General features: G+C 67.8%; 20 protein-coding genes, 1 tRNA gene and 1 pseudogene. 14 read left to right on the top strand and 8 right to left on the bottom strand.

Annotated features, from left to right (window positions below; all coding sequences use genetic code 11):
* The first annotated feature begins 64 nt into the window (after window positions 1-64).
* The 6 genes from ACQKJZ_RS04795 to ACQKJZ_RS04770 all read left to right on the top strand — a co-directional run bounded on the left by ACQKJZ_RS04795 (window position 65) and on the right by ACQKJZ_RS04770 (window position 5008).
* Window positions 65-1828: a M14 family metallopeptidase gene (locus ACQKJZ_RS04795; RefSeq protein WP_427730168.1), complete on the top strand. Its 1764-nt coding sequence runs from the start codon at window positions 65-67 to the stop codon at window positions 1826-1828.
* The gene (locus tag ACQKJZ_RS04790) at window positions 1825-1962 is read left to right on the top strand and encodes a hypothetical protein (protein WP_427730167.1); all 138 of its coding nucleotides are present in this window, start codon (window positions 1825-1827) and stop codon (window positions 1960-1962) included. The genes ACQKJZ_RS04795 and ACQKJZ_RS04790 overlap by 4 nt, the downstream gene beginning before the upstream one ends.
* Window positions 1963-1973: 11 nt before the next feature.
* Window positions 1974-2156, top strand: coding sequence for a DUF1289 domain-containing protein (locus tag ACQKJZ_RS04785; protein WP_427730166.1), 183 nt, complete (start codon window positions 1974-1976; stop codon window positions 2154-2156).
* A gap of 214 nt (window positions 2157-2370) precedes the next feature.
* Window positions 2371-3630 carry a methyl-accepting chemotaxis protein gene (locus ACQKJZ_RS04780; protein ID WP_427730165.1) on the top strand — a complete coding sequence of 420 codons (1260 nt, stop codon included), beginning with the start codon at window positions 2371-2373 and terminating at the stop codon, window positions 3628-3630.
* 127 nt (window positions 3631-3757) lie between these two features.
* Window positions 3758-4762 carry an SDR family oxidoreductase gene (locus ACQKJZ_RS04775; protein WP_427730164.1) on the top strand — a complete coding sequence of 335 codons (1005 nt, stop codon included), beginning with the start codon at window positions 3758-3760 and terminating at the stop codon, window positions 4760-4762.
* 21 nt (window positions 4763-4783) lie between these two features.
* Complete coding sequence (locus ACQKJZ_RS04770) at window positions 4784-5008, top strand: hypothetical protein (RefSeq protein ID WP_312489087.1); 225 nt, start codon at window positions 4784-4786, stop codon at window positions 5006-5008.
* A gap of 664 nt (window positions 5009-5672) precedes the next feature.
* Here the strand turns inward: ACQKJZ_RS04770 and ACQKJZ_RS04765 are convergent.
* From ACQKJZ_RS04765 to ACQKJZ_RS04735, 7 genes are all read right to left on the bottom strand, one after another.
* Window positions 5673-7328, bottom strand: coding sequence for a flotillin family protein (locus tag ACQKJZ_RS04765; RefSeq protein ID WP_427730163.1), 1656 nt, complete (start codon window positions 7326-7328; stop codon window positions 5673-5675).
* Complete coding sequence (locus tag ACQKJZ_RS04760) at window positions 7325-7936, bottom strand: OB-fold-containig protein (RefSeq protein ID WP_427730162.1); 612 nt, start codon at window positions 7934-7936, stop codon at window positions 7325-7327. Before ACQKJZ_RS04760 ends, ACQKJZ_RS04765 begins: the two co-directional genes overlap by 4 nt.
* A gap of 335 nt (window positions 7937-8271) precedes the next feature.
* On the bottom strand, window positions 8272-9429 hold the full coding sequence (locus ACQKJZ_RS04755) for an OprO/OprP family phosphate-selective porin (protein WP_427730161.1): 1158 nt from the start codon (window positions 9427-9429) through the stop codon (window positions 8272-8274).
* 286 nt (window positions 9430-9715) lie between these two features.
* Window positions 9716-10489 (bottom strand): sterol desaturase family protein, encoded by a 774-nt coding sequence (locus ACQKJZ_RS04750; protein ID WP_427730160.1) that lies wholly within the window; start codon window positions 10487-10489, stop codon window positions 9716-9718.
* Window positions 10486-11271 (bottom strand): fatty acid desaturase, encoded by a 786-nt coding sequence (locus ACQKJZ_RS04745; RefSeq protein WP_427730159.1) that lies wholly within the window; start codon window positions 11269-11271, stop codon window positions 10486-10488. The genes ACQKJZ_RS04750 and ACQKJZ_RS04745 overlap by 4 nt, the downstream gene beginning before the upstream one ends.
* Complete coding sequence (locus ACQKJZ_RS04740; protein ID WP_427730158.1) at window positions 11268-11795, bottom strand: beta-carotene hydroxylase; 528 nt, start codon at window positions 11793-11795, stop codon at window positions 11268-11270. The genes ACQKJZ_RS04745 and ACQKJZ_RS04740 overlap by 4 nt, the downstream gene beginning before the upstream one ends.
* A 349-nt stretch (window positions 11796-12144) precedes the next feature.
* Window positions 12145-12235 (bottom strand) — tRNA-Ser (locus tag ACQKJZ_RS04735).
* 94 nt (window positions 12236-12329) lie between these two features.
* On the opposite strand from ACQKJZ_RS04735, the gene ACQKJZ_RS04730 reads away from it, so the two are divergent.
* The gene (locus ACQKJZ_RS04730) at window positions 12330-13196 is read left to right on the top strand and encodes a peptidylprolyl isomerase (protein WP_427730157.1); all 867 of its coding nucleotides are present in this window, start codon (window positions 12330-12332) and stop codon (window positions 13194-13196) included.
* A 135-nt stretch (window positions 13197-13331) separates the two neighbouring features.
* Here the strand turns inward: ACQKJZ_RS04730 and acs are convergent, their stop codons facing one another.
* The gene (acs, locus tag ACQKJZ_RS04725) at window positions 13332-15284 is read right to left on the bottom strand and encodes an acetate--CoA ligase (RefSeq protein WP_427730156.1); all 1953 of its coding nucleotides are present in this window, start codon (window positions 15282-15284) and stop codon (window positions 13332-13334) included.
* 262 nt (window positions 15285-15546) lie between these two features.
* On the opposite strand from acs, the gene ACQKJZ_RS04720 reads away from it, so the two are divergent.
* The 7 genes and pseudogenes from ACQKJZ_RS04720 to ACQKJZ_RS04690 all read left to right on the top strand — a co-directional run.
* Complete coding sequence (locus ACQKJZ_RS04720; RefSeq protein ID WP_427730155.1) at window positions 15547-18066, top strand: PAS domain S-box protein; 2520 nt, start codon at window positions 15547-15549, stop codon at window positions 18064-18066.
* A 215-nt stretch (window positions 18067-18281) separates the two neighbouring features.
* Entirely contained in the window at window positions 18282-19928 is a 1647-nt protein-coding gene (locus tag ACQKJZ_RS04715) for an MFS transporter (protein ID WP_427730154.1), read from the top strand.
* 3 nt (window positions 19929-19931) lie between these two features.
* Window positions 19932-21110: an HlyD family secretion protein gene (locus ACQKJZ_RS04710; RefSeq protein ID WP_427730153.1), complete on the top strand. Its 1179-nt coding sequence runs from the start codon at window positions 19932-19934 to the stop codon at window positions 21108-21110.
* Window positions 21107-22495 (top strand): efflux transporter outer membrane subunit, encoded by a 1389-nt coding sequence (locus tag ACQKJZ_RS04705; RefSeq protein WP_427730152.1) that lies wholly within the window; start codon window positions 21107-21109, stop codon window positions 22493-22495. Before ACQKJZ_RS04710 ends, ACQKJZ_RS04705 begins: the two co-directional genes overlap by 4 nt.
* Before the next feature lie 75 nt (window positions 22496-22570).
* The gene (locus ACQKJZ_RS04700; protein ID WP_312490940.1) at window positions 22571-22996 is read left to right on the top strand and encodes an organic hydroperoxide resistance protein; all 426 of its coding nucleotides are present in this window, start codon (window positions 22571-22573) and stop codon (window positions 22994-22996) included.
* 80 nt (window positions 22997-23076) lie between these two features.
* On the top strand, window positions 23077-23586 hold the full coding sequence (gene gloA / locus ACQKJZ_RS04695; RefSeq protein WP_427730151.1) for a lactoylglutathione lyase: 510 nt from the start codon (window positions 23077-23079) through the stop codon (window positions 23584-23586).
* Between the two features lie 153 nt (window positions 23587-23739).
* Window positions 23740-24559 (top strand): annotated as a pseudogene (locus tag ACQKJZ_RS04690) (methyl-accepting chemotaxis protein); the annotation flags it as partial.

Raw genomic sequence — 24559 nt, 5'->3', positions numbered from 1 at the left:
GGCACCCACCTATGAAAGGCGCCCCTTGCACCCGAATGTCGCTCGTTTCCTTGGCCCCATCCTGATGACCATTCCCGCCACGCTCGCCGCGCAGGGAACGGTGCCCCAACCGCCCTCGACGCTGCCGCCCGCGCTGCCCTGGTCCGGCGCTAGCGAAGCCCTGGTCGCCAAAGCCGACGACCCGTGGATCACCCCCGCCGAGGCATCGGCGTTTCGCACCACGCCGCGCTATGCCGAGGTCCGTGCGTGGCTCGCCCGCCTGGACGCGGCCTCGCCGCTCATCACCGTGCAGGGTTTCGGGCGCACCGGAGAGGGGCGCGAGATGGTCTATGTCCGGGCCAGCAAGGGCGGAACGGGCAAGCCGGTGGTGCTGGTGCAGGGTGGCATCCACGCGGGCGAGATCGACGGCAAGGACGCCGGCCTGATGCTGCTGCGCGACATCGCCCTGCGCGGGAAGGGCAGCCTTCTCGACAAGGTCGATCTGGTCTTCGTGCCCATCTACAATATCGACGGGCACGAACGGATGAGTGCCTACAACTTCCCGCATGTTCGCGGCCCGGCGGAGAAGGGGCGGGACGCCAATGCGCGCAACATCGACCTCAACCGGGACTATGCCAAGCTGGATGCGCCCGAATCGCGTACGATGATCGGCTTGATCCGGTCGCTGGACCCGATCCTCTATATCGACTGCCATGTCAGCGAAGGCTTCGACATGCAGTATGACATCACCTTCACCTATGCCGGGTGGGGCACCTATGCGCGGCACCGCGCCACCGCCGACTGGCTGGAGGATCGCTTCGGCCCCGCCGTCCAGGCGGCGCTGACAAAGGCCGGGCATATACCGATCATCTATCCCAGCCCGATCGACACGCGGCATCCCGAAAAGGGCATCCGCTATGCCCCCGAGGGGCCGCGCTATTCGACCGGCTATGGCGATTTCATCGGCATGCCGACCGTGCTGGTCGAGAATCACATGCTCAAACCCTATCGTCAGCGGGTGTTGGGGACCTATGTCCTGCTGGAGGCCGCGCTGAAGATCGCCGCGCAAGATGCGGCGCGGATCGCGGCGGCCAAGGCGACCGACCGGGCGAGCCGGCCGGATGCGTTGCTGACCCGGTGGACGCCCGACCCCACCCCGATCGGGTGGATCGAGAATTTCAAGGGCGTGGCGTTCGACACCTATCTTTCCCCCGCCTCGGGCCGGCAGGAGCAGCGCTGGCTCGGCAAGCCGGTCACCTTCCGCATGCCGATCATCGGCCAGCGACCGACCGAGACGGTCCGGCTGCCCAAGGCGTGGTGGATCCCGCCGGCCTATGACGACGTGACCGAACGGCTGCGTCTGCACGGTATCCGTTTCGAGACGATCCAGACGCCGCGCACGCTGGCCCTCGATCGCGTCCGGCTGATCGACCCCCGATTGTCGCAACCGATCGAGGGGCGGTATCCGATCACCGCCCGGTTCGACCATCAGGTGGCGGAGATGGTGATGCCCGAAGGCAGCGTGCGCGTTCCCGCCGACCAGCCGCTGGGCCTGCTGGCCGCATCGCTGCTGGAGCCCGAAAGCCAGGATTCGTTCCTCGCATGGGGCTTCTTCCCCGAAATGCTGGGTCCCGCCCCCAGCACCGATGCCTTCGTGCTCGCGGCGCTCGGCGAACGGCTGCTGGCGACCGACCCCGCAGTCAGGCGCCGGTTCGACGAGAAGCTGCGCGCCGAGCCGGCATTCGCGGCCGATCCCGATGCACGGCTCGCCTGGCTCTATGCGCAGGCCGGTCCCGGTCATCCCTATCCGCTTCGCTACCCGATCGCGCGCGAACTCGGCGGCGAATGATGAACATGCAGGATGGCGGCGCTGCCGTGACGCGCGACAAGTCCGTGGCGGCCCCGATCGTCCGGCCGCGCCGCCCGCGCGGGGGCTCGGCCGCCGCCGGGCCCGGCATGACCGCATGGGCCGCACGCGCATGAAGAGCCCCTGTGTGAGCGTCTGCCGCTTCGACGGCCGAACCGGCTGGTGCGTGGCATGCGGCCGGACGCTGGCCGAATGTCGCGAATGGAAAAAGGCACCGCGCCCCCGGCTGCTGGCGATCAGCAGGACGCTGCCGGCACGTCTGGACAAGCTCGACGCGCGGGGCGTGCGGGTCGTCGCCGACGATCTGTGATCCGGTCGCGTGGGCTCGGGCGGAAGCCGGGGCCCCGGCCGGGCGGGTGTCACGCGCCGCACGACGGAATTTTTTGTTAAGGTCGTCGTCCTAAAGGCCCATCCCCGCCCCCGCGCAATATGGTCGACACGCGATATGTCCCTCAATATCCCGTCATAACGGACCGGTCCGCCGCCCGCCCCCTTCCTGCGACGATCGCGATACGAGAACCGGTGTGACCCAACGCTCCTTTCCCCTGCCCGACAACGAGGCGGCGCGCCTGGCCGAACTGGTGTCCTACCAGGTCCTGGACAGCGCGTCGGAGCGTGTGTTCGACGACATCGTCCGACTGGCGCAAAGCATGTTCGACGTGGCGACCAGCACCGTCTCGCTGATCGACGATGACCGTCAGTGGTTCAAGGCGGGCATCGGCATCGATGTGTGCGAGACGGATCGCGACGCCGCCTTTTGCACACATGCCATTCTGGGCGATGCCGTGATGGTCGTGCCCGATGCGCATGCCGATGGTCGGTTCACGAACAATCCGCTGGTGCTGGGCGCGCCGTTCATCCGCTTCTATGCCGGGGCCCCGCTGACGACGCCGGCGGGGTTCAACATCGGCACCTTGTGCATCTTCGATCCCAAGCCGCGCCCGAACGGGCTTGACGCGTCCGAGCGCATCCATCTGGCGATGCTGGCCGACATGGTGATGGAGCGGCTGGTGACGCGGCGCCAGCGGCTGGAGCGTCAGGCCGAGGCCGAACAGGTGCTGGCCGTCGCCGCCCGGCTGGACGGTGCGGCCTCGCATCTTGCCAGCAGGGCGAAATCGCTGACGGACCTGGCCAAGGCCGGGGCGGTACGCTCCGACGCGGCGGGCCAGGGCGTGCGCCAACTGGTGCTGTTGGGCCATGATGTCGAAAAGGGCATCGTGAGCGCCTCGGTCGATATCGAACGGGCCGGCGAGGATACGAATACGATGCGCCATGCCGCCGAGGGACTGGCCGTCCATCTGGACGGCATCCGATCGGTGGCCAGCGAGATATCGTCCATCGCCTCGCAGACCAAGATGCTCGCGCTCAACGCCTCGATCGAGGCCGCGCGTGCGGGCGATGCGGGCCGCGGCTTCTCGGTGGTCGCCAGCGAGGTGCGCCAGCTGGCGGGCCTGACCGCCGACGCGACCGACCACATCCTGACCGAGCTGCGGTCGATCGAACGGACGGTGACTCGCGTGATCGACCGCTGCGCGCTGCTGACCGAGCGCGTCGCCGACGTCCGCGGCAGTTCGAACCGGATCAAGGCGACATCCGCCTTGCAGGCGACGACCCGCATCCATGTCGGCGAGGAGATCGACCATATGGTGGGCGGCGCGCGCCAGATCGGGGCGTGCGCGCAGGAGGTCGACGGCTATAGCGGGGAGGTTCTCGGCGCGGCCAGCCTGCTGCGCGAACATGCCGACCGTCTGATGCGGCATTACACGCAGGCCCCGCTGCAATAGCATATTCGCCGCGTGCTTCCGGCCTGGGCGGCGGTCCTTCACGGTCGCCGCCGCCAGCGCGTTGCCCGTCCCCGGAAACCATTCCCCGCCACGCGCGTCCGGCAAGGGCAATGGGAAAGGATCGACGATGACAGGCACGGCGGTGGTAACGGGCGGCAGCGCGGGCATCGGCCTGGCGACCGCCGAGCGGCTGGCAAAGGCCGGATGGAATGTCGCGATCCTCGCGCGCGATGCGAAGCGGCTGGGGGAAGCGCGGGCGATGCTGGCCCGCCACGGCGGACAGGTGCTGGCGATCAGCGCCGATGTCGCCGATGCGGGCGCGGTGGACGCCGCGGCGGACCGGATCGAGCGCGAGCTGGGCCCGATCACGGCCTGGGTCAACAACGCCATGTCGACCGTCGTCGCCCCCGCCGACCGGATCAGCGCCGAGGAATATGCGCGCGTGACCGCCACCACCTATCTCAGCCAGGTGCATGGCACGCTGGCGGCGCTACGGCACATGAAGCCGCGCCGGCGTGGTGCGATCGTCCAGGTGTCGTCGGGCCTGGGCATCCGCGCGGTGCCGCTACAGGCCGCCTATTGCGCGGCCAAGTTCGCCGTCTCGGGCTTTACCGACTCGCTGCGCGCCGAGCTGATCGCGGACGAGGTGCCGGTGAGCCTCAGTGTCGTCTATCTGCCCGCCGTCAACACACCGCAACCCGGCTGGGCGCGCAACCATACCGGGCGCGAACAGATCCTGCCCGACCCGCTGTTCGACCCCCGGCTCTGCGCCGAGGCGATCGTCGCGGCGATCGACAAGCCCGAGCGGGAAATCTGGGTCGGCCGCTCGACCTTCCAGATGGCGATCGCGCAGGCGCTCGCCCCCGGTTTCGCCGATCGCCAGGCGGCGAGCTTCGCCAAGGACCAGCTGGGCGGGCCGATCGGCGAGAAGCCCGGCAACCTGACCGAGCCCGTCCCCGGCCCCGCGCGCATTGACGGCGACGGCACCGACCGCGCGATCGACAACCGCCGCGAATTCTTCACGTCGCGCCAGCGCGACCTGTTCAAGCTGGGCATCGCCTCGGGCCTGGCGGGCGTCGGCGCGCTGGCGGGATGGGGCGTCTCGCGTCTTGCCGCACCGCGCAAATCCTGAACGACCAAGGAGACCTTTTCGATGACCGACCCGACCGTACAGACCCGCCGGCGCGAGATCGCGACCGAACATCTGCTGTTCAAGACGATGGAATATGTCGAGGCGCACCATCCCGGCCTGCTCGACTTCCTCGAATCCAGCCTCGACCATCTGGGCGACCCGACCGACGGCGCGGACAAGGACGACGACGCGGTGCGCGACATCGCCCGCCGCATGATCACCGGCGCACGCCGCCAGGGCGTCTAGACCGGCTCATGGCCCTGCACTTCGTGGGTTTTCGCGGTGACGAATATACCCGCGCGGTGCAGGTGTTCGGTCCGCCCGACTTCATCCATATCGGCTGGGACCGTTGGGCCAGGGCGGAAGTGTTTCCGGGAGACATAGCGGTCTTCGCCACCGGCACGGCGGACGATGCCCCTCCCCCTACAGCTATCCTGACATTCGCGAGGATTAGCCTTCCGCCCTGCGGTTATGCCGCGCCCCGCGCGCGTCTCATGGAATAGCGCAAAGATTGGACGAGCCGGTCGCGCAAGCGTCGCAAGCGTGTCTCGTCCTCTGCCTTGCCCAGCGCGGAAAGAAAGTTTGCCGGCATGCCGTGGCATCGCCACGGGCATGGCGTTCGGTCGTGAGCTGCCGACCGATCTTCCCAGTTCCCCGGCCATGCGATGTGCCCAGTCGTAGCCAGGGCACACTGGTCCGTGTCCCCTTTTCCATTCGCCGCCGCCGGACAAATCCTTGTCACCCTCAACGCCATGGTTCGCAAACGTCAGTCCCATCAGCTCTTTGCGGCGCCGGCGCGGCGGAGCAAGCCGACCGCAAAGCTTCGTTCACGCGCCGACGGCGTGGGGGCGGACGGCATCGCCGTGCCGCCCCGATCATCAACCTCATGTTCGCATAGAAGACCCGCGCCTTATTCGGCACCCGCTTCGCGGGTCGCCCCTTGGATCAGGTTGTCCAGCGTCGCGCCATCGAAGCCCAGCTCCTTCATCAGGCCGTCGATCACCGGCGCCTGCGCCCGATACCGGAGCGCCGCCGACACCGCCGAGTTGGCCAGATTGCCGTCATTGGCGGGCGTCGAGGACTGGTTGCCGCTGACGGCGCCTCCACCGGACAGCCCATCGACCTGAACGATCTTGATGCTGTCGATCGCCTCCAGCGGCTTGGAGGCTTCGCGGACGAGATCCGGCAATATCTTGAGCAGCGCCAGCTTGGTCTGGAGCGAGACCTGCTCGTTGGAGAGGAGATTGGCGGCCTCGTTGACGGCCTTTTGCCCTTCGGCCTCCACCTCGAAACGGATGCGCGCCGCCTCCGCCCGCAGCTTTTCGGCCTCCGCCTCACCTTCGGCTGCCGCCCGCAGCGCCTGGGCGCGATCGATCGCGGCCTTGGCGTCGGCTTCGGCTGCGACGCGGATGGCGATGGCCGCTCGCTCCGCTTCGCGCGCGGCGTCGATCAGTTCGATCCGCTTGGCGCGCTCTGCCACCTCGGTTTCCCGCGCAGTGGCGACCTTTTCCTCCGCAGCCACGGCCTCGGCCCGGGCACTGTCCGCCTGCGCCTTGGCCTGGCTTTCCTCGCGGCTCTTGTTCTGGACGGCGATCTGCTGCTCCTGCCGCGCGATGGCCAGTGCCTGCTCCTGCGCGATGCGCGCCTCCTGGACCGCGCGATCCGCCTCGATCTGCGCGGCGCCGGTCTGCTGCTTGGCAACGATCCGGGCCTGCTCGGCTTCACGCTCGCGCTCGGTCTGCTGGCGCGAAATCTCGCTGGCCTGCTCGGCCCGGCGGACCTCCAACTCGCGCTCCTGCTCCAGCCGCGCGAACTCGGCGTCCTGGGCGATGGTGAAGGACTGACGACTCGCCTCCAGATTCTTCGCCTCGATCTGGACGCGGGTATCCTGCTCGATGTCGTTGCGCGTCTTCTTGCGCAATTCGATCTGCTCGGTCAGCTTGGTCAGGCCTTCGGCGTCGAACGCGTTATTGGCGTTGAAATGCTCGATCGAGGTCTGGTCCAGCCCGGTCAGCGACACGCTTTCCAGCTCCAGCCCGTTCATCGCCAGGTCGGCGGACGATACCTGCTGCACCTTCTGGACGAATTCGCTGCGCTGCTCGTGCAACTGGTTCATCGTCATGCCCGCCGCCACCGAGCGGAGCGCGTCGACGAACTTACCCTCGACCAGCTCCTTCAACGCCTCGGGGTGCATCGTGCGCTGACCCAGTGTCTGGGCGGCAGTGGCCAGCGCCTCGCGGTCGGGGCGGACACGCACATAGAATTCGGCGCGGACATCGATGCGCAGCCGGTCGAGCGTGATCAGCGCATCGCCGTTGCGCCGCTCCACCGCGAGGCGCACCGTGTTCATGTTGACCGGCATCGTCTCGTGCAACACCGGCAGCACCAGCGCACCGCCGTTCATCACCACCTTCTCGCCTCCGAACCCCGTGCGAACGAATGCGATTTCCTTCGACGCGCGCTTGTAGAGCCGCGCCGTGATGATGCCGATGATGACAAGGGCGAGGAACGGAATGCCGGCGTACAGGAGCACGGCACCCGCCCCGGCGGGAACCAGATCGTTCATATCTTCATCCAGTCGGTATGGCGTGGAGACGAATGGAGGATCGCGCGGAAATGCGCGCCCTCTCGACGGACGAGGAGGATGGTATCGCCCTCCTCGAAAATCGCGGCGGGATCATTGGGCTCGACCAGCACGTGGTGCGCCTGCCCATGCGGGTCGAGGATGCGCGTGCGGGCGGGATTGCCAGCCGTGGCGCGACCGACCGTGACCACGCCCCGCCGTCCGACGAGATCGTCGACGTCGAACGCCGTGGTCTCATCATGCGGCATCAGACGCGCAAGTACCCGGCCAAGACCGGCGGTGATCGGAAAGGCCGCGATGACGGTGCCGGGAATGACCCACCAGAGGGACAGAAACCCGCCCAGCACGGCCTGCGCGATCTGCTGCGTGCCCAGTCCGACGACGCCGAAACTGGCCAGAAACGCCACGAGCAGAACCAGCAGGGGAACGCGACCCACCCCCAGCCAATCGAGCAGCCCGGAATCCAGGTCCAGATCAAGGTCCAGCCCGCTCGCGCCCAGCCCGAGCGCTTCGACCAGACCAATTGCGAGCATAAGTATAAGCGCGGCGGTAAATACCACCGTTTGCGGCGCAACCAATAAATCCAGCACGTCGCAGTCCCCCGTTACAGGGACAGATTAACGACAGCCGGTGAGAGGGCAAGCTAAACCGGACGCAGCCGTCCGAATAGTTGCGGATTTCGTCACCGCAGCCCTAAGGTCGCCCATGGTCTCTGGCGAGCCGGATTGACGATGGATCGGTCCGTCGTTGAATTTTCAGATTGCGGCGATGTATTCGCAGGGAGCAAGTCCATTGCTTATCTTGCCCCGGGAACTGCCGATACGATCGATGCCGGCAAACGGGCACCGCTCATGTCCAGCGGTCCGCACCCAGGGCACGGATGCTCCGCGGCTAGTCGCCGATCTCGCCGCCGCCCCGTTCGAACCTACAGGTCCAACTGGGCGCGGAGGGCCAGGGTTTGGAAAGCCGGATCGTCGCCAGCGCCGGCATCGGAATACGTCCCCGTCTGAACCTGCCCCTGCAATGCGAAGCGCTGCGTCGGCCACCACGCGAGCCCCGCCGTCCAGATCCGTTGCCGGCCGCCACGCACGTCGCGGTCGTTCATGTCGAGCGTGGAATAGCGCACGCCCGCCTCGACGGTGCCCCAGCGTCCGGCAGCGGGATCGAAGCGGTCCTCCGGCGAACGCGGCGCGTCCCAGGTCGCATTGTCCACCCGGTACGCGCGCGATCTGCCGGTCAGCACCCGGGACGCCTCCACATACCAGCCCGAAAAGCGCCGGTGTCCCCCCGTCCGGTCGACGCCGATGCGGTATATCTCACCTTGCGCCTGCCATCGCCGCCACGAAATCGCCCCTTCCAGCCCCGCCGCATAGCCGCTTTTGGCGGTGAGCGATCCCGTGTCGAGCGTCGGGTTACCGGCGGTGAGCGACAATTCCGGCATGGCGGTGAATGAAAAACCGCGTTCCTTGCCCACGCCGCTGCCCCGCTTGGGCCGGAACGACTTGGCGAGCGAAATGCCGGTATGAATCGTAAGATCGTCCGTGCGGACGGGCAGTCCGGTGACGCGCAAGGCAGCGCCGCGTTCCGATCCGTCATAGCCGGGCCCGGCCTGACCGCCGGTTACCGCTGCGGAGGCGAACCAGCGATCGCCATTGGCGCGCGCTTGCAACGCGACGCGTGCGGTGTCCGTGGCGATCTGCCGCGTGACGTCGATGACCGCGCTTCGTTCCAGGAAGAGCAGCGCCTGGGCCGAGCGATCCTGTTGCAGCGAGAAGTTGGGCTCGAAGGCGCCCGCCCGTATCGATAGGCCGTCGATACCGGCCCAGGCTGCGCTGGCCTCGTAGATTCTGTTCTTGCCACCCGGTCGACCGCCGAAATCCCATTCGACCGTGAATTCGAATCCCGCCGGCAGGTCGCCGACGACGCCGAGGCGGGCGCGACGAAAATTGACCCCGCCGCCCGGTTCGTCGCCCGCGCCATGTCGCCCGATCGGACCGCCGGCATCCAGTTGCACCAGGACATTCGGCTCGATCGTGACCGCCCGCAGATCGCCGTTGCCACCCTCCTGTGCGGCGCAGGGCATCGCAATGCCGGCGGTACAGCCGATGAGGGGAGCGATAAGCCATCTTGGCCTTCGCCTGATAGTTTTGGCGATGATGGGCATCCTGACTCCCGAGCGATGGGGCTGGCCTTCGAAAACGCCTTCGGCCCCGGCATGGTAACCGGCCGCCGATCACTATCGATGGTTGGCCCGCCCGCACTCCAACGGCAGCACGACCGGTAAGATCCAGACCCGCATAGCGGCGTTGCCCTTCGATCGCACATTTGCCCGCTTGCGATCGGCGCCCGCAGGCATTCTTCGCGCCGGCTTATTCGGCGGGAGCCGTTCCTGCCGCCATCGCCCGGCGTGCGGCGCGCGCGTGTTCGCGTTCGAAGCCACCGACCCCGCGATCGGTGCCGCAGAGCCGGTCCCAATGGCGGAAGTACAGGCCATAGTTGCAGCCATAAAGCTCATGATGCCGCTGATGATGGCTGGCGGTGATCAGCCAGCCGCCCAAGCGGCCGGTCCACATGAAGCGGGGAAAAATCTCCCACCCCATATGGTTGGTCACCCCCATCACCGTCATGATCGTCAACACGATGCCCAGACCGGTGACATGGATGGGTACGAAAAAGACCAGCAGGGGAATGACCACCGCCCCGCTCAACGCCTCGATCGGATGGAACGCCATGGCGGCCCATGCGGTCGGGGGTCGGCTGGCATGATGCAGCGCATGCGCCAGCTTGAACGGCGCCGGGCGATGCATCCAGCGATGCGTCCAATAAAACCAGGTGTCGTGCAGCAGAAGGTACAGCAGCACCGAGAGCGGCGCGTACCAGATCGGATAGGCATGGATGTCGGTATAGACCCGGGTCCAGCCATGATGCTGCCATCCCCAGGCGACGACGCCTGCCGGAATGCCATACAGGGCGGCGGACGCCAGGCTCCAGATGATTTCACGGCGCACCTGCGGGTCCAGACCGGCGTACAGGCCGGGATGCTTGCGGACCGTGACCCAGGCGAATGCGCCCGACACGATCAGATAGCGGATGCCGACGATCGCGGTCATCGCCACGGCGGACAGGGTGATGGCAAGGATCATGCCCGCCCCCCGGCCGTGCGGTGTTCGGCCGGCCGCCGCTGGTTCGCGCGGCGCCGCGCCGGAAGGCCCCACCAGGGCGTTCCGGGAAACAGATGGTGTTCGTGATGATATCCGCCGAAGTGGAAACAGGTCAGCAGCGACAGGATCGGCCCGAGTGACAGGCTGTGCGCCCGATGCCGATCCGCGAAGGGCACCGGCCGCTCGCGGTGCGGCAACCAGGTGCCGAATATGAAAAGCTGCGCCACGGCCCCCAGCGCGGGCACGGCCCAGAACAGGACGATGTTGCCGAGCGGCGCGCCGAACAGCAGCGTATAGGCCAGCGCCACCAGCGTGATCCTCAGGATCTGGCCGTGCGAATAATAGGTTCGGAAGAACTGCACGAACCATGCGGCGAGGCGCGGATCGCCGCCATGGAAGTCGGGGTCACCCGCCCGCCCCGTATTCTCATGATGGCGATGATGCTGCGGCAGCAGAGTCGCATAGGACAGGCAGGCATAGAGCGAGAGGCAGATGGCGCCGATCGCGCGGTTGAGCCGTGGGTGCGTCGGAGCCAAGGCGCCGTGCATCGAGTCGTGGGCGACGATGAACAGGCCGGTGCTCAACCAGGTCTGCACGACGATCGCGACGATCGCGAGCGGGATGGTCGCCAGGCTCCACCGCCAGAAGAAGATGCCCACGACATGGATCGTCAGCCATGCCGCGATGATCATTGCGGACAACGCAACGCCGATCCCGGTCTGCCGGATCAGCGCCGCGTCGGCAGGGCGGGACGCGGAATTCACCGATCCCCGTCCATCGACGCCATCGTCGCGACCTTGCCGGACCCCGACGTACGGCGCGCCGCCTCGGCATTGGCGCGCAGCTGGGCCTTCAGCACCGCGGGCCGGCGCGCGAACAGGAAGCCGTGACTGACGGTACCATCCTTGCCCTCGACGGCATGGTGCAGGCGATGGGCCTGCAAGAGGCGCTTGAAATAGCCGCGCTTGGGGACCCAGCGAAATCCCCCCCGCTGGTGCACCAGCATGTCGTGGACGAACGCATAGATGCCGCCATATACCGTGATGCCGAGCGCCCCCCACCAGAGCGGTTCCCATTTCAGGCCGACGGTGAACAGGATGATCGGCACGATCGCGAAGACGATCGCATACAGGTCGTTCTTCTCGAACCAGCCGTCATGTTCCTCATGATGCGACTTGTGCCAGCCCCAGCCCCAACCGTGCATCACATAGCGATGCGCGGCCCAGGCGAAGCACTCCATGAACAACACCATGAAGACCACGATCGCGAGTTTCTCGAACCACGACATCAGGCGTCGTCACCCAGCGCGCGGCGGGTCGGATGCGGCGATTTCATCATGCCCCCCACATATCCCTTCCGCGATCGCGATGCGAGGGTCACGCGGCGGTAAATTCGTGCGACCCCGACCGTGCCGGGGGCGTCGCGGAATGCCGCAGTAATTATCGCACCGATTGATGAACACGGATGATGGGCCCTGCCCCTCACATGCGTCCTCCTGTCATCCGCATATGCAAAGCGGATGGGTTCGGAATCACCCGACGCACGTTTCACCAGCGCGCATGTTCGGCCCAGAGAGCCAAACCGAACGCGGGCATGAAATTCGCGCTTTAGGTTTTATTCGATAAATCAAAGAGATCTGGCGGAGCGGGAGGGATTCGAACCCTCGATACGGTTTTGCCGTATACTCACTTTCCAGGCGAGCGCCTTCGACCACTCGGCCACCGCTCCGCATGAGTCATGCCTGGAACACGCGCCCCTAATGCGCTTCCTCGCGGCGCGCAAGCGATTGCGTGGGGCGGGCGGCTGGGGCAGTCTTTCGGCCATGACGATCGCGCTTCTGCTCGCCGCGCTTCTGGCGCAGGCTTCGCCCGCCCCCGCCCCGGCCGTACAGGCCGGCGACCCGCTGCCCGGCGACTGGGTGGCGGTGCCCGATAACGAGGTGCTGGTCTTCACCCTGTCCAACGGGCGGACGGTCACGATGCGGCTCGCCGCCGGGCAGGCACCGGTGCATGTCGCCAATATTCGTGCGCTGGCGCGGGCGCGCTGGTGGGATGCGGGGACCAGCGTCTACCGCGTGCAGGAGAATTACGTCGCGCAATGGGGCGATGCGACCGAGAAGAAGCCGCTGCCGCCCGGCATCGTAGCCAATCCGCCGGCGGAATATGTCCGCCCCGGCAACAGCGCGGTCGCGCGGTTGAGCCGGCCCGATCCCTATGCCGCCTGGGCGGGCTATAGCCGCGACGGATGGCCGCTGGCCGGCGATGCCCAGTCCGAATGGATGCCGCATTGCTATGGCATGGTCGGTGTCGCGCGCGATCTGGCGCCCAGCACGGGGTCGGGTGCCGAACTCTATACCATCATCGGCCATTCGCCGCGTGCGCTCGATCGCAATATCGCCGTGGTCGGCCGGGTGATCGACGGCATGGAGGCGCTGTCCACCCTGCCGCGCGGTACAGGCGATCTGGGCTTCTACAAGGACGAGGCGCAGCGGCTGCCGATCGTGTCGGCGCGGCTGGCGAGCGAACTGCCCGCCGCCGAGCGGCCGCGGTATCAATATCGCGAAACGGCCGGCCCGCGCTTCGCCGCCTGGATCAAGGCGCGGGAGAACCGGCGGAATGACTTTTTCACCGTGCCGGCGGGGGGCGTCGACATCTGCGCGGCCCTGCCCCCGGTGCGCAAGGCGCCGTGATCGGTCGGCGCGGCCTTCGACGCCGCGCCGACCGAAGGACGATCCTGGGCCGAGCCCCATCCCTCCCTCAGCGTGAGCGCGGCCCAAGGCCAAGGGTAAGCGGGGCCGCGTCCGCAGGCGCGGCCCCGTGGCGGATCACGCCGCCTTCTTCCCCGGTTCGACCCGGTTGGCGACCAGATGGTCCACCACCGCCGGATCGGCCAGGGTCGAGGTGTCGCCCAGCGCATCAACCTGATTCTCGGCGATCTTGCGCAGGATGCGGCGCATGATCTTGCCCGAGCGGGTCTTGGGGAGAGCCGGCGCGAATTGCAGCGCGTCGGGGGTGGCGATCGGCCCGATCTCCCGGCGAACCCACTGGACGAGTTCGGTGCGCAGCGCCTCGTCCTCCTCGACCCCGGCGTTCAGCGTGACGAAGGCGTAGATGCCCTGCCCCTTCACGTCGTGCGGCATGCCCACGACCGCCGCCTCGGCGACCTTGGCATGCGCGACCAGCGCCGATTCCACCTCGGCGGTGCCCATGCGGTGGCCCGAGACATTGATGACGTCGTCGACGCGCCCGGTGATCCAGTAATAGCCATCCTCGTCGCGGCGACATCCGTCACCGGTGAAATACTTCCCCGGATAGGTGGTGAAATAGGTCTGGAAGAAGCGATCGTGATCGCCCCAGACGGTCCGCATCTGCCCCGGCCAGCTGTCGGCGATGACCAGATTGCCCTCGACCGCGCCGTCGAGCACCTTGCCCTCGGCATCCACGATCTGCGGCAGCACGCCGGGCAGCGGCTTGGTGGCCGAGCCGGGCTTGAGCGGCACCGCGCCGGGAATGGGGGCGATCATGTGGCCGCCGGTCTCGGTCTGCCACCAAGTGTCGACGATCGGGCAGCGTTCCTCGCCCACCACGCGGTAGAACCATTCCCACGCTTCCGGGTTGATCGGCTCGCCCACCGAACCCAGCACGCGAAGCGAGGAGCGGTCGGTCTTCTTCACCCATTCGTCGCCCTCGCGCATCAGCGCGCGCAATGCGGTGGGCGCGGCATAGAAGGTCGCGACCTGGTATTTGTCGACGATCTGCCAGAACCGGCTGTGGTCGGGATAGTTGGGCACCCCCTCGAACATCAGGGTCGTCGCGCCGTTGGCGAGCGCGCCATAGACGACATAGCTGTGACCGGTGACCCAGCCGACATCGGCAGCGCACCAGAATACCTCGCCATCCCGGTAATCGAAGACATGTTGATGGGTATAGGACGCCCAGAGCAGATAGCCGCCGCTGGTGTGCAGCACCCCCTTGGGCTTGCCGGTCGAACCGCTGGTATAGAGGATGAACAGCGGGTCCTCCGCCCCCATGGGCTCGGGCGGGCAGTCGGCGGGGGCGGCATCGACGAGATCGCCGTACCACCGGTCGCGCCCCTCCTTCATCGCGACATCGGTGCCGGTGTGGCGAACGACCACGACATGATCGACCGCGGCCCCGTGATGCTCCAGCGCGGCGTCGAGATTGGCTTTGAGCGGCACCGCCTTGCCCCCGCGACAGCCGCCGTCCGCCGTGATGACGATGCGCGATTCGCAATCGACGATGCGATTGGCCAGGCTTTCGGGCGAAAAGCCGCCGAAGACGATCGAATGGATCGCGCCGATCCGCGCGCAGGCGAGCATCGCGAACGCCGCTTCCGGGATCATCGGCAGATAGAGGGTGACACGGTCGCCCTTGCCGACGCCCAGGTCCTTCAACACGTTGGCGAGGCGGCTGACCTCGCCGTGCAGTTCGCGGTACGTGATGCGCCGCTCGGTGCCCGGCGCATCGCCTTCCCACAGGATCGCGACCTGATCGGCGCGGGTCGCCAGATGCCGGTCGATGCAGTTGGCCGCGACGTTCAGCTGGCCGTCGGCGAACCAGTTGATGCGAAAATCGGCCTCGTCGAAACTGGTGTCCTTCACGGTGGTGAAGGGCGTGATCCAGTCGAGCCGACGGGCCTGTTCGCCCCAATAGCCGTCCGGGTCGGTCTTCGCGGCATCATAGGCGCTGGCATAGGCCCCGGCGTCCATGGACGCGCGATCGGCCCAATCCGGTACGGGGTAAAGATGTGCGCTCATCCGTCTCTCCTGATTTTGGACCATGCTTTAGCAGTCGAACCGGGCAGATGCCTATTGGCTCCATGGCGGCACGTGATGTCGGGGCGATGATCCGATGAACGGCGGCGCGGACGGGCCGGTCATCGACGGGGCGGACGGGTCGTTTCTGCCGGAAAACATTTACGATTGATCCACCACAAGATCACACCGCCCCCCTCTGTTCCTCCCGCCAAAGCAACGCTACAGCAGCAATGGCGCCACGTTCGAGGGAGGCGGACGAAGCATGACCGTGACGGCCCTTGCCGATATTCCTGCGGGCTTCGCCGCGATCCTGGCGCGTAGCGGAGAGATGGGGCGGTTGATCGCCAGCCATGACTGGGCCGCGACGCCGCTCGGGCCCATCGCGTCCTGGCCGCAGAGCCGGATGACCGCGATCGGCATCGCGCTCGCCTCGTCCATTCCGATCGCCACGATCTGGGGGCCGGAGGGCATCCTGATCTACAATGCCGGCTATGCCGCCTTTTCCGGCAACCGCCACCCCGCCATTCTGGGCGAGCGCCTGTTCGATGCCTGGCCAGAGGCGCGCGCCTTCAACGAACATGTGATCCTGTCGGGCCTGAACGGCCAGAGCCTGGCCTATCGCGACCAGGCGCTGATGCTGGAGCATAACGGCACCAGCGCGCAGCATTGGCTGGATCTGGACTATACGCCGATCGCCGATGAACAGGGGCGCCCGGCCGGCGTGCTGGCGACCGTGATCGACAGCAGCGCCCGGATGCGCGACCGGCAGGAGCGAGAGATCGCCATCGTCGCCGCGCGCGAGAGCGAGGCGCGGTTCCGCAACGTCGCCGATCATTCGCCGATCATCATGTGGATGACGGGGGCCGATGGCCGCTGCATCTACATGAACCGCGCCTGGACCACCCAGACCGGCTTCGAGGTGGAGCAGGGCCTGGACTTCCAATGGATCAAGGCGGTCCATGCCGAGGATCGCGCGGCGGTCGAGAACGCCTTTCGCGCCGCGACCCGCGACCGGGTCGCACTCAACCTGGAGTTCCGCCTGCGCCACCGCGAGGGCGGCCATCACTGGGCAACCATCAGCGCCATCCCCCGGATCGACGACGGCGCGTATATGGGCATGGTCGGATCGGTGTTCGACATCGACGAGCGCCGCCGGGCCGAGGCGACGTTGCGCGACGTCAACGCCGTGCTGGAACGCCGCGTCGCCGAGGCGCTGGCCGAGCGCAAGCTGTTCGCCGACATCATCGATTCGACCGGCACGATGGTGCAGGTCCTGGGCTTCAATCATTGTTATCTGGCGATCAACCGCGCCGCGTCGGACGATTTCGAGCGGATTTTCGGCGTGCGCCCGCATATCGGCCAGCACAAGGGCGAGGCGATGGCGACGCGGCCCGAGATCCTGTCGGTCATGCGCGATTACTGGACGCGCGCGCTGGCGGGCGAGGACTTCTCCGTCATCCAGGCGCTGATCGACCAATGGGGCGAGCGGCGGCATTACGAGCTTCGCTTCAGCCCGCTGATCGCCGCGGACGGCACGCCGATCGGAGCGTATCAGTTCGCGACCGACGTGTCCGAACGGCTGGCCGCGCAGGAAAAACTGGCCGATATGGAGGCGCAACTGCGCCAGAGCCAGAAGATGGAGGCGGTCGGCCAGCTGACCGGCGGCATCGCGCACGACTTCAACAATCTGCTCCAGGTCGTGGTCGGCAATCTGGAGATGCTCGACCGGCTGCTGCCCGCCGACGAACACCCCCGCGCCAGGCGCGCCGCGACCAACGCGATGACGGGGGCCAAGCGCGCCGCGACGCTGACCCAGCGGCTGCTCGCCTTCTCGCGCCGTCAACCGCTGGCGCCGCAATCGGTCGATGCGGTACGGCTGGTCGACGGGCTGTCCGACCTGCTGACCCGGACGCTGGGGGAGCAGGTGACGCTCGACATCCGGGCGGAAAGCGGGCTGTGGCCGGCCGAGGCCGATCCCAACCAGCTGGAAAGCGCCATCCTGAACCTGGCAGTCAATGCGCGCGACGCGATGCCGCATGGCGGGACCCTGTCGATCACCATGCGGAACGCCCGGCTGGAGGGGCATGCGGCCATGGCCGCCGGCCCTGTCCCCTACCCCACCGATCCGGGCGATTATGTCGCGATCGATGTCAGCGACACCGGCACCGGCATGGACCGCGCGACGCTGGGCCGGGTGTTCGAGCCGTTCTTCACCACCAAGGAGGTCGGCAAGGGCACCGGGCTGGGCCTGTCGATGGTGTATGGTTTCGCCAAGCAGTCGGGCGGGCAGGTGCAGATCGAATCCAAGCCTGGCCAGGGGACCTGCGTCTCGTTGTTCCTGCCGCGTTTCGAGGGAGAGGTGGACGCCGCCGTCGAGGCGCCGCTCGATGCCCGGGGCGCGGTCCACGGATCGGAAACGATCCTGGTGGTGGAGGACGACGCCGATGTCCGCGCCTATTCAACCGAGGCGTTGCGCGAATTGGGCTATGACGTGCTGGAGGCGGATGACGGCGCCTCGGCGCTCGCGCTGCTGGAGGCCCCCGATGCGGCGCGCATCGACCTGCTCTTTTCGGACGTGGTCCTGCCCGGCGGCATGACCGGCGCCGACCTCGCCTCCGCCGCGCGGGCGCTTCATCCCAGGCTGAAGGTGCTGTTCACCACCGGCTATGCCCGCGACGTGATCGTTCATGGCGGAAGGCTGGACGCCGGCGTCGCGCTGATCACCAAGCCGTTCGACTTCGCCGATCTGGCGGCACGGATAAGGGCGATGCTGGACGGGTGATCCCGGGCCCCGGTAGAGTGGCGGGGCGGAACGGGGTCACGATGTCCGACACGCGACAAGCGCGCACGTGCTTCGCATGCGCCCGTTCCGATGACGATCAAGTGCGCCGTCCTCCCCAATTCGACCCGATCCTGGCGGTTTGTCCTGGGGGCGTTCCATGCCCGCGCCCGATTCCCCGACTTGCGCGTTTTGCGCGGCGGCGCGAAAGGACAGCAATGGCGACGCGGTTTCGGCAATTTTGGAGCGAGGAGGAATGGTCCTTCGCTCCCCATGAACGGCCGACCATTCCCGGCTCTCCCGGCAATTTCGACCATCCGCTGCGCCGCCGGCTGGCCTATGGCCTGATCGCGGTGCTGATCGGGCTGACCGGCGGGCTGGGCAATGCGATGGTCCAGGTGAACACGATCCAGTTGCAGGGCGCGCTGGGGCTGGACCCGACCGAGATCGCGTGGCTGCCCATCGCCTATGTGATGACCAACGCGTCGATCAACCTGTTGCTGATCAAGTTCCGCCAGCAATTCGGCCTGCGCCCGTTCGCGCTGCTGTTCGTCGGGCTCTATACCGTCCTGGCCTTCGCGCATCTGTTCGTGCGCGACTTCGGCACCGCCATCGCGGTGCGCGCGGCCAGCGGCATGGCGGCGGCGGCGCTGTCGTCGCTGGGGCTCTATTACATGATGCAGGCGCTGCCCGCGAAATGGCGGCTGAAGGCGATCGTGCTGGGCATCGGCGTGCCGCAATGCGCGACGCCGCTGGCGCGCCTGTTCTCGCCCGAGCTGCTCGCCATGTCGCAGTGGCGCACGCTCTATATGTTCGAGTTCGGGCTGGCCGCGATCAGCCTGGCCGCGATCGTCGCGCTTCGCCTGCCCCCGACCCAGCGGCTGAAGGCGTTCGAGCCGCTCGATTTCCTGACCTTCGCGCTCTACGCGCCCGCGATCGGGCTGATCTGCGCGGTGCTGGGCCAGGGGCGGCTGGTGTGGTGGACACAGGCCGAATGGATCGGCTGGGCGCTGGTCCTGGCCATCCCGCTGCTCGCCGCCGCTTTGTGGATCGAGCATAACCGCGTCAATCCCCTGCTCAACACCCGCTGGCTGGGGTCGGTCGACATCATCCGCTTCGCCATCGTCACGCTGATGGCGCGCATCGTCCTGTCCGAACAGAATTACGCCGCGGTCGGCCTGCTGACCACGCTGGGCCAGAATAACGACCAGTTCGGGACGCTGTTCACCATCGTCTTCATCGCCTCGGTCGGCGGGGTCGTCGCCAGCGCGGTGACGCTGGACGTGACGCGACTGACCCATCCCGTCATGTTCGCGATCGCGCTGGTCGCCGTCGCGGCCTTCGCCGACAGCTTCTCGACGAACCTCACCCGCGCGCCGCAGCTTTATGCGACACAGGCGCTCATCGCCTTTTCGACGACCTTCTTCCTCGGCCCCTCGCTGCTGTTCGGCATGACCCGCGCGCTGCAACAGGGGGCCGGGCATGTGATCAGCTTCATCGCGCTGTTCGGGATGCTCAACTCGGTCGGCGGGCTGGGCGGCACCGCCCTGCTCGGCACCTATCAGGTGGTCCGCGAAAAGACGCACAGCGCCGCGATCGTGCAGAATATCGACCCCACCGATCCGCAGGTGACGCAGCGTATCCAGGCCGGCGGCGTGCGCGTGTCGGGCGTCGTCTCCGACCCCACCCTGTCACGCGCAGAGGGCGGCGCGCTATTGTCGCAGGCCGCCACGCGTGAGGCCAATATCCGCGCCTATAACGATGTCTTCCGCCTGGTCGCAGCGCTTGCGGCCGCCGTCACCCTGTTCCTCGCGCTGCTGACCTGGCGGCGCAATCGGCGCGCCCGCGCCGCTGCCAAGGCCTGAGCCATGACCGACACCCGCTCGCCCGTCTCCCCCACGCCGATGACCGAACAGGCCGCCGCCGAGGCTGGGGCCGCACCCGCCAGCGCCGCCCCCGTACCCCCACCCGCGCCGCCGCCGGCGTCGGGATGGCGGCCGCCCTCGGGCGGGTGGCGGTCGCGCGCGCTGATCCTGTTGCTGGTCGTCGGCGGCATCGCGGCGGTGCTGGCGGCCTGGCGGCTGCCGCCCTTTTCCAGCAGCGTCCAGTCGACCGACAACGCCTATGTCCGCGGTCGCACCACCGTGATCGCGCCGCAGGTCAGCGGCTATGTCACCGCCGTCCTCGTCCGCGATTTCGAGACGGTGCGCGCCGGCCAGCCGCTGGTGCGGATCGACGACCGCATCTATCGCCAGCGCGTCGACCAGGCGACCGCGCAGGTCGCGGCGCAGGAGGCCACGCTCGCCAATAGCCGCCAGGCGCAGGCGTCGCGCACCGCCAGCCTGTCGGCGCAGGACGCCGCCGTCGCCAATGCCGAGGCGCAACTGATGCGCGCGCAGGCCGATATGGCGCGCGTCAACGACCTGGTCACCGACGGCTCGGTATCCTTGCGCGAACGCGACCAGACGCTGGCGGCGCTGCGCCAGGCGCAAGCCGCGCTGCGTCAGGCCAAGGCGGCGCGTGAGATCGCACAGCAGGACGTGCGCACCGTCGTCGTCGGACGCGGCGGGCAACAGGCGGGCGTGTCGGGGGCGGAGGCCGCACGGCGGCTGGCGCAGATCGACCTCGCCAACACCATCGTCCGCGCCCCCGAGGAAGGCCGCCTGTCCGAGGTCGGCGTACGGCTGGGCCAATATGTCACCGCCGGATCGCAACTGATGTTCCTGGTGCCGCCCGAAACCTGGGTCATCGCCAATTTCAAGGAAGCGCAGACCGCGCGCATGACGGTGGGCCAGCCGGCGAGCTTCACCGTCGACGGTCTGAACAACGCCCGGCTGACCGGCCGGGTCGAGCGCATCTCGCCCGCCGCCGGGTCCGAGTTCGCGGTACTGAAGTCCGACAACGCCACCGGCAACTTCACCAAGGTGCCGCAGCGTATCGCGGTGCGCATCCGCGTCGATCCGGGCCAATCGCTGGCGGCGCGTCTGCGTCCCGGCATGTCGGTGCAGGCCAGTGTCGATACCGCCGGCGGGCCGGTGGTGCGATGAGGCGCGCCGCCCCTTCCCTGATCGCCGCCCTGCTGCTGGCGGGCTGTATCGGCCCGCGTCCCGAACGGCCGGCGGCCAGCGCGGTCGTCGCGCCCCCCGCCTGGCGCACGACACTGGGGCCGGGCAGCCCGATCGCGACCGAGTGGTGGCAGGCGTTCGGCGATCCGCAACTGACCGCGCTCGTCACCACCGCGCTGGCGAACAGCCCCGATCTGGGCAGCGCCGCCGCACGGGTCGAGGAGGCGCGCGCGCAGGAGCGGCTGGCGCGGGCGCAGCTGTCCCCCAACATCACCGCCGGCCTGCCGGTCAGCGAGGCGCGGACCGTCACCGCGCTCGGCACCGGGCTGGACGCCTTCGGGACGCAGCCGCTGGTCCAGGCCAGCTATGACTTCGACCTGTTCGGCCGGTTGCGCAGCGCCCGCGCGGCGGCGCGCGCGCAGTTGCTGGCGACCGAGGCGGCACGCGATACCGTCCGGCTGGCGCTCGCCAGCGGGGTGGCCAGCGGTTACGTCACGTTACGCGCGCTCGACCACCGATTGAATATCGCGCGCGAGACGCTGGCCGCCCGCGCCGACGCGCTGCGCATCGCCCGGCGGCGCGCGGAAACCGGCTATACCTCCCATCTGGAGCTGCGGCAGGCCGAAGGCGAATATCGCTCGACCGAGCAGCTGGTCGCCGCCGCGCAACTGGCGGTCACGCGGCAGGAGAACGCGCTGAGCGTGCTGGTCGGCGGCACGCCGGGGCCGATCGCGCGTGGCCTGCCCATCGACCGGCTGGTCCGTCCCGCCATCCCCGATGGCCTGCCCGCCGACCTGCTGCGCCGCCGCCCCGACCTGTTCCAGGCCGAACAGGCGCTGGTCGCCGCCGACCGCTCGCTCGACAGCGCGCGCGCGGCGATGCTGCCCAGCCTGGGGCTGACCGGAACGGCAGGCGTCGTCCTGTCGAGCGCGCTCAAGGACCCGGTCACCATTTTCTCGCTCGGCGGCAGCGTGCTCGCCCCGATCTTCGACGCCGGCCGCCTGCGTGCCCAGGCCGATGCCAGCGCGGCGCGGCGCGATCAGGCGGCCTATACCTATCGCCGTGCGGCGCTGACCGCGTTTCGCGAGGTGGACGACAGCCTGGCCTCGGTCCGCCGCTCGGGCGAGCAGGCGGTGGCGCTGGCCGGGCAGCGGACCGCCCAGGCCGATGCGCTGCGCATCGCCTCCAACCGCTACCGCGCGGGCTATTCCTCCTATCTCGAACAGCTCGATGCGCAGCGCGGGCTGCTGAACGCCGAACTGGCGCTCGCCGAGGCGCAGGCCAATCAGCTGACCGCCTATATCACCCTCTATCAGGCGATGGGCGGCGGCTGGTCGGACGCGGCGATCCGGGCGACCGCGCGCTGAACATGGAAAAAGGGGAACGCCATCCGCCCTGACGCGCTTGTGCCCCCGGATCAATCTTAACCTGGGAGTGCCGATATGGGCGTGAAAGCCATCTACAAGACCAAGGCGACGGCAACCGGCGGCCGTGACGGCGCGGCGCGGACTGAGGACGGCACGGTCGACGTCAAGCTGGTCGTCCCGAAGGAAATGGGCGGCCCGGGCGGCGAAGGCGCCAACCCGGAAAAGCTGTTCGCCGCCGGCTATTCGGCCTGTTTCCTGGGCGCGATGAAGGCCGTGTCGGGCAAGGAAGGCGTGAAGGTGCCCCAGGACGCCACCGTCACCGCCGAGATCGGCTTCGGTCCGCGTGACGAGGGCGGCTATGGCATCACCGCCGACCTGACCATCAACCTGCCCGGCGTCGACCGCGCCGATGCCGAGCGGCTGATGCACGCCGCGCATCAGGTGTGCCCCTATTCCAATGCTACGCGCGGCAATGTCGATGTCGGCCTGACACTCGCCTGAGTCGACCCTTACCGTATGTGACACCTTCGGGCCCTTCGCTTCTGGCGGGGGGCCTCTTTTTTTCACGAAAGGACCGCTCGATGACCCGCCCCGCCGGCACCGAATCCTTCACCCTCAACCAGACGATGCTGCGCATCCGCGATCCCGAACCGTCGCTCGCCTTCTACCGGGACGTGCTGGGCATGACTCTGCTCCAGAAGCTGGATTTCGAGGAGATGCGCTTCTCGCTCTATTTCCTCGCCTATCTGAAGGACGGCGAGACGATCCCCGAGGACCCGGCCGAGCGCGCGCATTTCATTTTCGACCGCGAGACCACGCTGGAGCTGACGCACAATTGGGGCACCGAGTCGGACCCCGATTTCAAGGGCTATCATGACGGCAATGCCGATCCACGCGGCTTTGGCCATATCGGGATCAGCGTCGCCGACGTCGCCGCCGCCTGCGAACGCTTCGAGTCGCTGGGCGTGCCCTTCAAGAAGCGGCCGCAGGACGGCAAGATGAAGGATATCGCCTTCATCACTGATCCCGACGGCTATTGGATCGAGATTCTCTCGGCCGCCGGCATGAAGGACAGCCTGCCGCCGCGCTGACGATCCAGTACCTTCCCGACCGAAAAATGGTTCCGCAACCGGATATTTACCGGTTCGGACCATAACGGTCAGATCGAAGAGGAAGGAAAGGGATTCGTAATCCCTTCCCGACCGAATGCGAGTCTCCCACTCGCGGTCGATGGAGGGACCTTCATGATTACCTGGTTCGCCAAAACGGCACCTGTTCGCCAGAAGTTCGACGTGTTGACCGTCGTCTATGGCGGGCTGGCGACCGCTGGGCTGATTGCGACCATTGTGGCCAATGGTGGCGTGGCGCCGACCTTGCCGATCATCGTGTCGGTGGGCGTGCTACTCGCCACGCTGGTCGTGTCGCGCGTCAGCCGTTCACTGATTTGCAACCCCTATGTGGGCAGCGTCGAGGCCATGGAACGCCTGGCCGCCGGCAATGTGCACAGCGATGTGCCCTATATCGACTATCGCGACTGCATCGGTCGGATGGCGAAGGCGGTGGCCGTGTTCCGCGACAATGCCGTCGCCGTGCAACAGGCCGCGCAGGCGCAGCAGGTCGTCGTCGCCGCGCTGGGCAAGGGCCTGGGCGAACTGGCCGAGGGCAATCTCGACCAGGCGATCGATAGCGCCTTCCCCGCCGAATATGAAAAGCTGCGCGCCGATTACAATCGCGCGGTCGGGGCGCTGGCGAGCACGATGGGCACCGTCATCGCCTCCACCCACGGCATAAATTCGGGCGCCAGCGACATCCGCCAGGCCTCGGACGACCTGTCGCAGCGCACCGAGCAGCAGGCCGCCAGCCTGGAGGAAACCGCCGCCGCGATGGACGAGATCACCTCGACCGTCCGCCAGACCGCCGAGGGTGCCAACCGCGCCAACCGCGCGGTCGCCGATGCGCGGGTCGAGGCCGAACAGTCGGGCGAGGTGGTGCGCCGCGCGGTCGATGCCATGGCCGGCATCGAGCGCGCCTCCAGCGAAATCTCCGAAATCATCAGCGTCATCG

The organism is Sphingomonas sp. NPDC019816, from assembly GCF_050274375.1.
Taxonomy (GTDB): Bacteria; Pseudomonadota; Alphaproteobacteria; order Sphingomonadales; family Sphingomonadaceae; genus Sphingomonas.
The sequence above is the reverse complement of the archived record's forward strand: the minus strand, read 5'-3'. Positions and strand labels throughout refer to the sequence as shown.

What these genes read in the sequence shown, in the direction of transcription:
- ACQKJZ_RS04795 (WP_427730168.1), top strand. Translation starts at nt 65, where the DNA reads ATGACCATTCCCGCCACGCTCGCCGCGCAGGGAACGGTGCCCCAACCG.
- ACQKJZ_RS04790 (WP_427730167.1), top strand. Translation starts at nt 1,825, where the DNA reads ATGATGAACATGCAGGATGGCGGCGCTGCCGTGACGCGCGACAAGTCC.
- ACQKJZ_RS04775 (WP_427730164.1), top strand. Translation starts at nt 3,758, where the DNA reads ATGACAGGCACGGCGGTGGTAACGGGCGGCAGCGCGGGCATCGGCCTG.
- ACQKJZ_RS04770 (WP_312489087.1), top strand. Translation starts at nt 4,784, where the DNA reads ATGACCGACCCGACCGTACAGACCCGCCGGCGCGAGATCGCGACCGAA.
- ACQKJZ_RS04765 (WP_427730163.1), bottom strand. Translation starts at nt 7,328, where the DNA reads ATGAACGATCTGGTTCCCGCCGGGGCGGGTGCCGTGCTCCTGTACGCC.
- ACQKJZ_RS04755 (WP_427730161.1), bottom strand. Translation starts at nt 9,429, where the DNA reads ATGCCCTGCGCCGCACAGGAGGGTGGCAACGGCGATCTGCGGGCGGTC.
- ACQKJZ_RS04750 (WP_427730160.1), bottom strand. Translation starts at nt 10,489, where the DNA reads ATGATCCTTGCCATCACCCTGTCCGCCGTGGCGATGACCGCGATCGTC.
- ACQKJZ_RS04740 (WP_427730158.1), bottom strand. Translation starts at nt 11,795, where the DNA reads ATGTCGTGGTTCGAGAAACTCGCGATCGTGGTCTTCATGGTGTTGTTC.
- ACQKJZ_RS04730 (WP_427730157.1), top strand. Translation starts at nt 12,330, where the DNA reads ATGACGATCGCGCTTCTGCTCGCCGCGCTTCTGGCGCAGGCTTCGCCC.
- acs (WP_427730156.1), bottom strand. Translation starts at nt 15,284, where the DNA reads ATGAGCGCACATCTTTACCCCGTACCGGATTGGGCCGATCGCGCGTCC.
- ACQKJZ_RS04720 (WP_427730155.1), top strand. Translation starts at nt 15,547, where the DNA reads ATGACCGTGACGGCCCTTGCCGATATTCCTGCGGGCTTCGCCGCGATC.
- ACQKJZ_RS04715 (WP_427730154.1), top strand. Translation starts at nt 18,282, where the DNA reads ATGGCGACGCGGTTTCGGCAATTTTGGAGCGAGGAGGAATGGTCCTTC.
- ACQKJZ_RS04710 (WP_427730153.1), top strand. Translation starts at nt 19,932, where the DNA reads ATGACCGACACCCGCTCGCCCGTCTCCCCCACGCCGATGACCGAACAG.
- ACQKJZ_RS04705 (WP_427730152.1), top strand. Translation starts at nt 21,107, where the DNA reads ATGAGGCGCGCCGCCCCTTCCCTGATCGCCGCCCTGCTGCTGGCGGGC.
- ACQKJZ_RS04700 (WP_312490940.1), top strand. Translation starts at nt 22,571, where the DNA reads ATGGGCGTGAAAGCCATCTACAAGACCAAGGCGACGGCAACCGGCGGC.
- gloA (WP_427730151.1), top strand. Translation starts at nt 23,077, where the DNA reads ATGACCCGCCCCGCCGGCACCGAATCCTTCACCCTCAACCAGACGATG.